Here is a 642-nt window from a genome sequence, read left to right on the forward strand (position 1 = left end):
GGAAGCAGATGGATCCCTTACTCCGATCCGCCTTCTCAACAAGCATGACAATGCCTCTGTAAAACGGGACAAGGTGCGTCTGACAGGAGGCGAAGACTGATGGAACTTACCACGCGTTATGGTCTTGAATTCAATCCTTTTTTAAAGAATTCCAAAGAGATCCTTTTTGAAGGTGCCGAGTATACGGAGGCAAAATTTCGCCTGGATTACCTTGCCAGAACAAAAGGCTTCGGTCTTCTTACCGGTGCTCCGGGCCGTGGAAAAACAACGCTGGTCCGTTCCTGGTCTGCCGGACTGAACCCTTCCCTGTATAAGGTGATCTACACCAGCCTTTCTACCGTTACAGTGAATGATTTCTACCGGAATCTCGCCGCATCCCTGGGCGCACAACCGTCCTACCGAAAGACTGAAAACTTTCATATCATTCAGGGTGAGATCAACCGGCTTGCCCTGGACAAGAGAAAAACTCCCGTCATTATCATTGACGAAGCGAACTATATCAAAAATGCTGTCCTCAACGATCTGAAGATTCTGTTCAACTTTGAGATGGACTCCCGGGATCGGGCTGTAATTCTTCTGGTCGGTCTTCCACAGCTGAACAATACGCTCCAGCTTTCCATCCATGAACCGCTCCGTCAGCGT

The 642-nt window shown here is 49.1% G+C and carries 1 protein-coding gene; it reads left to right on the top strand.

Annotated elements, in window-relative coordinates:
- Positions 1–99: 99 nt before the first annotated feature.
- A partial coding sequence (locus ACTNEW_RS16320; RefSeq protein WP_441062862.1) for an ExeA family protein occupies positions 100–642 on the top strand: 543 nt, incomplete at its 3' end.

The sequence above is a fragment of the Blautia sp. HCP3S3_G3 genome (genome assembly GCF_052063365.1).
Taxonomy (GTDB): domain Bacteria; phylum Bacillota; class Clostridia; order Lachnospirales; family Lachnospiraceae; genus Blautia_A.